This window comes from Curtobacterium flaccumfaciens (assembly GCF_051548005.1).
GTDB lineage: Bacteria > Actinomycetota > Actinomycetes > Actinomycetales > Microbacteriaceae > Curtobacterium.
In genome coordinates this window covers 35499-44584 of the sequence record NZ_JBPUGH010000009.1, presented here as the reverse complement: position 1 = coordinate 44584, position 9086 = coordinate 35499, and the positions used below count along the sequence as shown (strand labels likewise).

Annotated in this window: 11 protein-coding genes; 4 read left to right on the top strand and 7 right to left on the bottom strand. The window is 73.0% G+C overall.

What is annotated here, in order from left to right:
• Window positions 1-164: 164 nt before the first annotated feature.
• The 4 genes from ACSW7Y_RS02705 to ACSW7Y_RS02690 form a co-directional block, all read right to left on the bottom strand.
• Complete coding sequence (locus tag ACSW7Y_RS02705; RefSeq protein WP_438124803.1) at window positions 165-950, bottom strand: ABC transporter ATP-binding protein; 786 nt, start codon at window positions 948-950, stop codon at window positions 165-167.
• Window positions 951-966: 16 nt separating this feature from the next.
• On the bottom strand, window positions 967-1677 hold the full coding sequence (locus ACSW7Y_RS02700; protein WP_438124802.1) for a GntR family transcriptional regulator: 711 nt from the start codon (window positions 1675-1677) through the stop codon (window positions 967-969).
• 94 nt (window positions 1678-1771) lie between these two features.
• Complete coding sequence (locus tag ACSW7Y_RS02695; protein WP_438124801.1) at window positions 1772-2752, bottom strand: MDR family oxidoreductase; 981 nt, start codon at window positions 2750-2752, stop codon at window positions 1772-1774.
• A 184-nt stretch (window positions 2753-2936) separates the two neighbouring features.
• Complete coding sequence (locus ACSW7Y_RS02690) at window positions 2937-3965, bottom strand: 6-phosphofructokinase (protein WP_438124800.1); 1029 nt, start codon at window positions 3963-3965, stop codon at window positions 2937-2939.
• Between the two features lie 72 nt (window positions 3966-4037).
• Here ACSW7Y_RS02690 and ACSW7Y_RS02685 point away from each other — a divergent pair, with 72 nt between their 5' ends.
• Window positions 4038-5003 (top strand): DNA-3-methyladenine glycosylase family protein, encoded by a 966-nt coding sequence (locus ACSW7Y_RS02685; RefSeq protein ID WP_438124799.1) that lies wholly within the window; start codon window positions 4038-4040, stop codon window positions 5001-5003.
• Between the two features lie 98 nt (window positions 5004-5101).
• Here the strand turns inward: ACSW7Y_RS02685 and ACSW7Y_RS02680 are convergent, their stop codons facing one another.
• Both ACSW7Y_RS02680 and ACSW7Y_RS02675 read right to left on the bottom strand, forming a co-directional pair.
• Window positions 5102-5959 carry an NAD-dependent epimerase/dehydratase family protein gene (locus ACSW7Y_RS02680; protein WP_438124798.1) on the bottom strand — a complete coding sequence of 286 codons (858 nt, stop codon included), beginning with the start codon at window positions 5957-5959 and terminating at the stop codon, window positions 5102-5104.
• A gap of 40 nt (window positions 5960-5999) precedes the next feature.
• Window positions 6000-6551: an MOSC domain-containing protein gene (locus ACSW7Y_RS02675; protein ID WP_438124797.1), complete on the bottom strand. Its 552-nt coding sequence runs from the start codon at window positions 6549-6551 to the stop codon at window positions 6000-6002.
• Between the two features lie 77 nt (window positions 6552-6628).
• Between ACSW7Y_RS02675 and ACSW7Y_RS02670 the strand changes: the two genes are divergently transcribed.
• The 3 genes from ACSW7Y_RS02670 to ACSW7Y_RS02660 are packed head-to-tail and all read left to right on the top strand — an operon-like array spanning window position 6629 to window position 8534.
• The gene (locus ACSW7Y_RS02670; RefSeq protein WP_438124796.1) at window positions 6629-7327 is read left to right on the top strand and encodes a YceI family protein; all 699 of its coding nucleotides are present in this window, start codon (window positions 6629-6631) and stop codon (window positions 7325-7327) included.
• Complete coding sequence (locus tag ACSW7Y_RS02665; protein ID WP_438124795.1) at window positions 7327-7839, top strand: sigma-70 family RNA polymerase sigma factor; 513 nt, start codon at window positions 7327-7329, stop codon at window positions 7837-7839. Before ACSW7Y_RS02670 ends, ACSW7Y_RS02665 begins: the two co-directional genes overlap by 1 nt.
• Window positions 7836-8534, top strand: coding sequence for an anti-sigma factor family protein (locus ACSW7Y_RS02660; protein WP_438124794.1), 699 nt, complete (start codon window positions 7836-7838; stop codon window positions 8532-8534). Before ACSW7Y_RS02665 ends, ACSW7Y_RS02660 begins: the two co-directional genes overlap by 4 nt.
• On the opposite strand, the gene ACSW7Y_RS02655 is transcribed toward ACSW7Y_RS02660, so the two are convergent.
• Window positions 8531-9004: a MarR family winged helix-turn-helix transcriptional regulator gene (locus tag ACSW7Y_RS02655; RefSeq protein ID WP_438124793.1), complete on the bottom strand. Its 474-nt coding sequence runs from the start codon at window positions 9002-9004 to the stop codon at window positions 8531-8533. The two genes, ACSW7Y_RS02660 and ACSW7Y_RS02655, sit on opposite strands and share 4 nt — an antisense overlap.
• Window positions 9005-9086: the final 82 nt, after the last annotated feature.

The window sequence follows — 9086 nt, the reverse complement described above, 5'->3', positions numbered from 1 at the left end:
GGCGGCCACGGCGTAGCGCGGGGGCGGCGGCCGCGCGTAGCGGCGGGGGCGCGTCCGGGAGCGTTCGGACCGCCGGAACCAGGTTCCGGACAGGGCACCGCGGAACGGCACGGTGCGGTGTCCGGAACCTGGTTCCGCGGCGCCGGCCTGGAGGCGCGGATCGCCTAGACCGCTCGGCGTGCGTGCCAGCGGCCCTCCGTGCGCACGATGGCGAGTGGGAAGTCGAAGGCGTGGGACACCGCTGACGACGTGATGACCTCGTCCGCGGTGCCCTGTGCGACCGCGCGGCCGTCGCGGAGCAGCATCGCGTGCGAGGTCGAGGTCGGCAGGTCCTCGAGGTGGTGGGTGACCATCACGCTGCCGAGGTCGGGATGCCGGTGCCGCAGCGCATCGACGGTCTCGAGCAGGTGCTCGCGCGCGGCGACGTCGAGCCCGGTCGCGGGTTCGTCGAGCAGCAGTAGCCGCGGTTCGGCCATGAGGGCCCGGGCGATGAGCGCGCGACCCCGTTCGCCCTGGGACAGCATCGGCCACTGAGCGTCGCGACGTGCCGCGAGGCCGACGTCGGCGACGTGCTGCTCGGCGGCGGCGATCTGCTCGGCCGTCGGGTTCCACCGGAGCATGAGGTCGGTCGTGCCGGTGATGCCGGTCAGGACGGTCTCGAGGACGGTCAGCGGCGACGTCATCCGGTGCCGCGGGTCGACGTGGCCGATGCGCTCGCGGAGTTCCCGGACGTCCACCCGACCGAGTCGACGTCCGAGCAGCTCGACGGTGCCGGCCGTCGGGTGCCCGGTCGCGCCGAGCACGGCGAGCAGGGTGGACTTGCCGGCGCCGTTCGGCCCGAGCAGTGCCCAGTGTTCCCCCTGCCGGACGGTGAGGTCGACGTCGTGCAGGAGGTCACGGCCGGATCGCGTCACCCGGACGCCCGTGGCCTGGATGAGCGTGTCGGTCACCGTCGAGGGCCGATCGTCAGCGCTTCTTCCGACCCTGCTGCGCGAGTGTGCTCTCGGTGGGAGCGACGTCGCGGATGTGGTCGGTGTGCTCCTCGACGGTCGTCGTCAGCGATCGGATCGATGCGCCCGCCGCCTCACCGTCACGCTTCTTCACCGCTGCCCGGAGCGGATCGATGAAGTGCTTGACGTCCCAGAAGACACCGGTCGGGTGCGTCAGCGCGAGGAAGTTCGTGCGCGGCAGGAGCGACGTCGACAGCTGCACGAGCAGTGCGTTGTCCGTCGCGCCGATGAGGAACGTGACGATCGCGCCGACGTGCTGGTTCATCGCCGATCGGTCCTCGGCGGCGGCTGCGTTCCGGAGGGCCTCGAGCATGTCGAGGAGCTGTTCGGCGGCGGCGTCGTCGAGGTTCGGCACGGCCCAGCGTGCGGCGAGCTCGGTGAACCCACCGAGGACCTGCAGGGTGTCGTCGAACTGCTGCAGCGTGGGCGAGGCGATGCGCGTGTAGCGGTTTGCCTCCATCTCGACGAGGCCGTAGTCGACGAGCTTCGCGATGGCCTCGCGGATGGGGGTGCGACTCACGCCGAGCCACGCCACCAGCTCGTCGTCGTTCAGGCGCTCACCGGCCTGGAGCGTGCCGTCCTGGATCGCGGCGAGCATCTTCTCGAGCACCACGTCCCGCAGGAGCTTCCGCGGCGAGTTCTCGACGGTGGACTTCGGGACCGGCATCGGTGCTCCTCACGGATCAGGCGTGTTGTACTCAAATCCTAACGTGTCAATGTGCAAACGTTTGTGAAATGATGGCGTAGCAGTATTCTGCACGTCACGGCGAGGTCACGTCGACGACCGTCCGCCCGTGCACCCGTCCCGCGACGACCTCGCCGGCGACCTCGATCGCGGCGGCCAGGGACACCGTCCGGGTGACGTCGGCGAGCAGCGCCGGGTCGAGGTCGGTCGCGAGCCGGTCCCACGCCCGCTGCCGCAGTGCGTGCGGTGCCTCGACCGAGTTGATGCCGAGCAGCGAGACCGCGCGCAGGATGAACGGCATCACGGTCGTCGGGAGTGCGGAGTCCTGGGCGAGCCCGCACGCCGTCACTGCTCCGCCCCAGCGGGTGGCCGCGAGCACGTTGGCGAGGGTCGCTCCTCCGACGCTGTCCACCGCTCCCGCCCACGTCGCGCGCTGCAGCGGCTTGCCGAGGTCCGACAGGGTGGCCCGGTCGACCACGTCGCTCGCGCCGAGCCGTCGGAGCGACTCCTCGTTCGACGGTCGACCGGTCGATGCGGTGACCGAGTACCCCCGGGCCGCGAGCAGGGCGATCGCCACGGTCCCGACCCCGCCGGAGGCGCCGGTCACGAGCACTGGCCCGTCGTCGGGCGCGACCACCCGTTCGAGTGCGAGGACGCTGAGCTGCGCCGTGAAGCCGGCTGTTCCGATCGCGGCGGCGAAGGAGTCCTCGATGCCGTCGGGCAGCACCACCAGGGAGTCGGCCGGCACCACGGTGTGCGAGGCCCAGCCGCCGTGGCGGGTCTCGCCCAGGCCGGCCCCGTTGCACGTGACCCGGTCGCCGATCGCGACGCCGTGCACACCCGGTCCGAGTGCGGAGACGGTGCCGACCACGTCGATGCCGGGCACGAGGGGGTCGACCCGTGCGACACCCGGGTTCCCGGCGAGCGCGAGCCCGTCCTTGTAGTTGACACTCGACGCCGAGACGTCGACGAGGACCTCGCCCTCGGCGGGGTCCGGGAGGTCGACCTCCGTGACGGCGGGCGGGGTGGAACGGGAGACGAGGACGGCGCGGGTCACCTGTCGGACGCTACCCCGTGCCTCCAGGCCGGGTCGCGCGGCGACGTCCACAGGACGTCAGCCGAACATGATGGCGGCTTCGCACGGGGTGGGCGCAGCCCGGTCCTGCGGCACTCAGCCGAACATGATGGCGGCTTCGCCCCGGGTGGGCGCAGCCCGGTCCTGCGGCACTCAGCCGCGGCACTCAGCCGAACATGATGGCGGCTTCTTCGTACCGGTCCTGCGGAACGGTCTTCAGCTCGCCGAGCGCCTCGTCGAACGAGACGTGCACGATGTCGGTCCCCTTGAGCGCGACCATGCGGCCCCACCGCTCCTCGACGACCGAGTCGATCGCCGCGAGCCCGAGTCGGGTCGAGAGCACCCGGTCGTACGCCGTCGGGGTGCCACCGCGCTGGATGTGGCCGAGGGTCGTGGCACGGGTCTCGATGCCGGTCATCTCCTCGATGAGCGGGGCGAGGCGCTCGCCGATCCCGCCGAGCCGCGGCCGCCCGAACGCGTCGAGGCCGCGCTCGGTGTGCGCGTTGTCCTCGTGGTCGGGGACGAAGCCCTCCGCGACGACGACCAGGGGCGCACGGCCGCGGTCGTACGCGGCGCGCACCCACTGCGCGATCTGCTCCATGCTCGTCTTCTGCTCGGGGATGAGGATCGCGTGCGCCCCGGCCGCCATCCCCGAGTGCAGGGCGATCCAACCGACGTGGCGACCCATGACCTCGGCGACCATGCAGCGCGAGTGCGAGTCACCCGTCGTGCGGAGGCGGTCCATGGCCTCGGTCGCGATCGCGACGGCGGTGTCGAAGCCGAACGTGTAGTCGGTGGCACCGAGGTCGTTGTCGACGGTCTTCGGGACGCCGACGATCTTCAGACCCGCATCGGTGAGGCGCTTCGCGGCGGCCAGGGTGCCCTCGCCGCCGATCGCGACGATGGCGTCGATGCCGTGCCGCTGCAGCGTGCGCTCGATGTTCTCCACGCCGCCGCGCTCGCCCTCGAACGGGTTCGTCCGGCTCGTGCCGAGGATCGTGCCGCCCTGCTTCGCGATGCCCTGGATGTCCTTGCGTCCGAGCGGCACGATGTCGCCGTCGACCACGCCGCGCCAGCCGTCGCGGAACCCGACGAAGTCGTGACCGTAGATCGCGATGCCCTTGAGCACGATCGCGCGGATGACCGCGTTGAGGCCGGGGCAGTCGCCGCCGGAGGTGAGGATGCCGATGCGCACGGGAACTCCATCGTCGGTGGTGGTGGGACACGCCCATCATGACTGACGGTGGTTCCGCATTACCATCCTGGGGTGTCCCTCGCTGCGTCCGCCGTCCCCGTCGGTGGTGTCGACCACGCGGCCGGACGGATCGACACCGTCTACCGGCCGTCTGGTGCGGTGGACGTCCGCGCGACGCTCCGACCCCTGCAGCGCGGCTCCGGAGACCCCGCCTTCCGGGTGGTCGGTGCGGACACCTGGCTCGCGCTCCGGACGCCCGCGGGACCGGCCTCGGTGCTCGTCCGCCGGACCGGACCGGACGCGATCGCCGTCTCGGCGTGGGGCGACGGCGCCGAGTGGGCCGTGACGCACGCCCCCGAGATGCTCGGCCGCGGTGACGACTGGTCGGACCTCGACGTGTCCGCGCACCCGTTCCTCGCCGACGCCCGGCACCGCCAGCCCGGTCTGCGGCTGCTCCGGACGAACGCGGTCGTCGCGGCCCTCGTGCCGGCGATCATGGAGCAGAAGGTGACCTCGCGGCAGGCCTGGCGCGCGTGGCGGTACCTCCTGCGGCGCTTCGGGACACCCGCACCGGGTCCGGCTCCTGCGGACATGTGGGTGCAGCCGACCGCGGCCGGCTGGGCGGCGATCCCGAGCTGGGAGTGGCACCGCGCCGGCATCGAGCCGGGGCGCTCGGCCACCGTCATGCGGGCGATGCGGGTGGCGCCGGCGCTCGAGCGGACCCTGGCCCTCGGTCGCGGCGGCGCGATCGTGTCCGAGCGGCTGCGGTCGGTGCCCGGCATCGGCAGGTGGACCGCGGCCGAGACGGCTCAGCGGGCGCACGGGGACCCCGACGCTCCGAGTGTCGGGGACTACCACGTGCCGGCGCTCGTCGGGTGGGCGCTCACCGGAGGCCCGGTCGACGACGACGGGATGCTCGAGTTGCTCGAACCGTACCGCGGTCACCGGGAGCGGGTCGTGCGGCTCATCGGGGGCTCGGGCTTCCGGAAGCCGTCGTTCGGGCCGCGCATGACGATCCAGGACCACCGGCACCACTGAGGGTCGCTGACGCGACCAGCGGACGGACTGGAGGCCCGTGGCGGCGCCGCCACGGGCCTCCAGTCCGTCCTCGGCCGGGGCGGGCGCGCCGCCGCACGTCAGGGGTGGCGCGTGCCCTCGCCCGCGAGGACTGCGCGGTACCCCTCACGGAAGGTCGGGTACCGCGGTGCCCAGCTCGTGGAGCGCAGGAGCGCGTTCGACAGCCGCTTGTCCCCGCCGGCCTGCCGCCCGTCGCCGTCGCCGCGGACGGGTTCGTCGACCCCGAGCTCGGCGGCGAGGAACCGGAGCACCTCGTCCAGACGTGCCGGCTCGTCGTCGGTCCCGAGGTAGGTCGGCGCGGGGTCCTCGACCGACGCGAGGTGGACCAGCGCCCGGGCGGCGTCGTCCCGGTGGATGCGGTTCGTGTGCGGTGACGTGCCCGGCGCGAGTCGGGCGCTGCCGGAGCGGACCTGGTCGACGAGCCGCTCGCGACCGGGTCCGTACACGCCCGACAGGCGGAGCAGCACGGCACCGGGCGCGCGCTGTCGGAGGAGTTCCTCGGCCTCGACGAGCACCGCGGCCGTCGGGGTCCCACCGCGGACCGGGGTGACCTCGGTGACCTCGCTCCCGTCGTCGACGTCGTACACCGCGGTCGAGGAGACCACGACGATCCGTGGCGCGGCACCGGAGGCGTCGACCCCGTCGAGGACGTTCCGCAGCCCGTCGACGTAGGTCGCGCGGTACTCGTCGACGTCCCGGCTGCCCGCGGCCGTCGCGACCACCACCACCGTGGTGTCGTCCGGGATCGTGGGGACCTCGTTCCGGAGGTCCGTGCTCCGTCCCTCGAGCGGCCACGGCAGGAGTTCGCCGCGCCGCCGCAGGCCGATCACGTGGTGGCCGAGGGCGGCGAAGCGGAGACCGGCTTCGGTCCCCAGGTCGCCGCAGCCGGCGATGACGACGGTTCCGTGGTGCTGCACGCGTCCACTGTGCCAGGCGGGGGCCGTGCGCCGTACCCGCTCACACGGGCTGCAGCGGCTCCTGCGCCCCCTCGGGCAGCGCCACCCGCACCGCATCGCCCGGTCGGACGGTCCCGCCCGTGAGCACGACGGACATCACGCCGCCCTTCCGCTCGACGGTCCCGTCGTCCGCGCGACCGAGCACCGCCTTGAGCAGCCCCGGCTCGAACCCGCTGATCTGCTGGCACGGGTTCCGCAAGCCCGTGACCCGCACGCTGGCGGTCTCGCCGAGGTGCAGGACCGTCCCCGTCGGCAGCCCGAGCAGGTCGATGCCGCGCGTGGTGACGTTCTCACCCATGTCGCCCGGAGCGACCTCGAACCCGGCGCCCGCGACCTCGTCGAACAGCTCCGCGTGCAGCAGGTGCACCTGGCGGAGGTTCGGCTGCGAGGGGTCCCGCGCGACGCGGGAGCGGTGCTGCACGGTCGTGCCGGCGTGGGCGTCCCCCTCGATGCCCCACCCGGCGACGAGCACGACCTCGTCCACGAGCGGCTTGCTGAAGTGGTGACCCCCGTCACGGGCCACGGCGACGACGATCGGTGCGTGTGGTTCCACACCGCCAGCCTGGCACGGTCCGACACGCCGATCGAGCCCGGGTGAACGATCTGTCCGGCTGTCTCGTCGTGAAGGGTATGGGACTCCGCACACGCACCAAGGTCATCATCGGCATCGCCTCCGGCGTCGTGGTCGTCGGCGCCGCCGCAGCGATCGCCGGCCCGGTCATCTACGCGAACACCGTCAACGCGCAGGCCGAAGCCGCCCCCTCGCTCAGCGCCGCACCGTCCGGCGGCACGGGGAGGCTCTCCGCCTCCGAGGCCGACGGCAGCTGGAAGTCCACGGGCGACTCGTTCGCGGGCTACCGGGTGCACGAGAAGCTCCAGGGCCAGGATGTGGACGTGGTCGGACGCACGAAGGACGTCGAGGGCACCGCCGAGGTCAGCGGCGGCTCCCTCACGAAGGCGACCGTCACGGTCCAGGTCGCGAAGATCAGCACGCCCGAGGCCGCTCGCGACGAGTACTTCCGCGACACCGCCCTGCAGACCGACCAGCACCCCACGGCGACGTTCACGCTGACGAAGCCCGTCGACGTCTCCGGTGCGCTCGACGGCTCCACCCAGGACGTCACCCTCACCGGGACCATGGACCTGCACGGCGTCGAGCAGCCCGTCACCGCCGACGCCCAGGTCGCCGTGGCGGAGGACGGGACGGTCCAGGTCGCCGGCAGCATCCCGATCACGTTCGAGGACTACGGCGTCCAGGCGCCGTCGCTCGGCTTCGTCACGGTGGACCCGAAGGGCTCCGTGGAGTTCTCCCTCGACCTGGAGAAGTGATGGTCACCGGACGGTCCGCCGACGAACTGCTCGCGACGCTCCACCGTGAGCACGGCGACGCGCTCACCCGGTACGTCCGCCACCTGACCCGCGACGGCCACACCGTCGAGGACGTCGTGCAGGAGACGATGGTGCGTGCGTGGCAGCGACCGGCCGTGCTGGAGCGGACGCCCGACAGCGTCCGAGCGTGGCTCTTCACGGTCGCGCGGAACCTCGTGGTGGACGACGCCCGCTCGGCACGGAACCGACGCGAGCACGGCACCGAGCACCCCGTCGACCGTGCCGAGGCCGACCGCACCGACGCCGTCCTCGACCGGATCGTGGTCGCGGACGCGCTCGCGTCGCTCAGCCCGGAACACCGTCGAGTCGTGGTGGACGCCTACTGGCTCGGGCACACCGTGCCGGAGATCGCCCGTCGGCACGACATCCCGGAGGGCACCGCCAAGTCGCGGCTGCACTACGGGCTGCGCGCCCTCCGGCTCGCACTGCAGGAACGAGGAGTGACCCGATGAGCGACGACCGCTACGCCGACTGGGATGCTGCGTACGTGCTCGGCTCGCTGCCGGCGGACGAGCGGCTCGAGTACGAGCGCCACCTCGAGACGTGCGACCGCTGCTCGGCCGCCGTCGCCGAGCTGGTCGGCCTGCCCGGTCTGCTCGCGAAGCTGCCGGCCGACCAGGCGGTCGAGATCGCGGAGCCGGACGGGAGGCCCGACACCGGTTCCGAGAGCACCCTCGCCTCCGTGGCGCACCGCGTCCGCCGCCGTCGGCGCCGTCGTCGGGTCTGGGTCACCGCCACGGCGGCGGCAGCAGTGCTCGCCGCGGTGCTCGGAGGGCTCGCGGTCGGGACCGCCCGGATCGACCCGGGGTCCGTGCAGGCCGCCTCGCAGAGCGCTGCCGACCGGTACTCGTTGGTCGGTGCCCGTGGCCTCGACGTCGACCTGGCCGTCAGCGGCGAGCCGTGGGGCACGCGCTTCGACTGGGGCTGCTCGTACGGCGGGAGGTCGTGGGCGGCCGACGGCTCCGTCCAGTACGACCTCGTGGTGGTGCGTGACGACGGAACGGCGGAGACGGTGGCCTCGTGGTCGGCGGCGGGGGAGGACGCCCGCGGGCTGTCCGCCTCGACGACCGTGCCCCGAGCCGACATCGCGAGCGTGCAGGTCCGACTCCGCGGCGACGACCGCGTCCTCGCGGACGTCGACCTCTAACCGGCCTCGGCGTCCACGTCCGCCGGACCGATCGCGGTGTGGACGCGCTCGCTGACGGACCGCAGCGTGCCCGCGTCGGTCCCCACGGGCCTCCAGAACAGGTCTTCCAACGCCGCCGTGTGCGCACGGATCCCGGACAGCACCGCGCGGCGGCCGTCCGGGGTCATCGACACCCAGCTGCCGCGGCCGTCGGTGGGGCAGTCGGCCCGCTCCACGAGGCCCCGGACGACCATCCGCGTGACCTGGTGGCTGACGCGGGACTTCTCCCAGCCGATGCCCGCGGCGATGTCGCGCACCCGCAGCCGGTGGTCCGGGTCGCGGTGCAGCCCGATGAGGATCTCGAACTCCGGGATCGAGATGCCGGCACCCTCCTGCACGGCGTGGTCGAGCGCCCGGTCCAGCCGTCGCCAGGCATCGTGGTAGGTGTCCCACGTGACCCAGTCGTGCCCCTCGTCGTCCTGCGTCGCCATGCTCGACAGCGTATCCACGGCGAGCCTCGACGCCGTCGGTTTTCATCCGCACAGACCCTCCGGCGCCGCCGCGTTCATCCGT

What these genes read in the sequence shown, in the direction of transcription:
- ACSW7Y_RS02700 (WP_438124802.1), bottom strand. Translation starts at nt 1,677, where the DNA reads ATGCCGGTCCCGAAGTCCACCGTCGAGAACTCGCCGCGGAAGCTCCTG.
- ACSW7Y_RS02660 (WP_438124794.1), top strand. Translation starts at nt 7,836, where the DNA reads ATGAGCGACGACCGCTACGCCGACTGGGATGCTGCGTACGTGCTCGGC.
- ACSW7Y_RS02665 (WP_438124795.1), top strand. Translation starts at nt 7,327, where the DNA reads ATGGTCACCGGACGGTCCGCCGACGAACTGCTCGCGACGCTCCACCGT.
- ACSW7Y_RS02670 (WP_438124796.1), top strand. Translation starts at nt 6,629, where the DNA reads ATGGGACTCCGCACACGCACCAAGGTCATCATCGGCATCGCCTCCGGC.
- ACSW7Y_RS02655 (WP_438124793.1), bottom strand. Translation starts at nt 9,004, where the DNA reads ATGGCGACGCAGGACGACGAGGGGCACGACTGGGTCACGTGGGACACC.